Genomic DNA, 229 nt, shown 5'->3' on the forward strand with positions numbered 1-229 from the left:
GCGCGGCGGACGGGACTCGAACCCGCGACCCCCGGCGTGACAGGCCGGTATTCTAACCGACTGAACTACCGCCGCGCATGGTTGGACTTGCGTCCTGTTCCTCTCTGCCAGCGTGTTTCTTTCGAAACCACTGAACCAGGAACGCCTCAGGAAGTGGTGGGTGATGACGGGATCGAACCGCCGACCCTCTGCTTGTAAGGCAGATGCTCTCCCGGCTGAGCTAATCACC

General features: G+C 61.6%; 1 tRNA gene. It reads right to left on the minus strand.

The window, feature by feature from the left end:
- Window position 1: 1 nt before the first annotated feature.
- Window positions 2–75 (minus strand) — tRNA-Asp (locus HU735_RS26910).
- Window positions 76–229: the final 154 nt, after the last annotated feature.

Origin of the sequence: Pseudomonas sp. BW16M2, from assembly GCF_014268865.1 — a bacterium.
Lineage (GTDB): Bacteria > Pseudomonadota > Gammaproteobacteria > Pseudomonadales > Pseudomonadaceae > Aquipseudomonas > Aquipseudomonas peradeniyensis.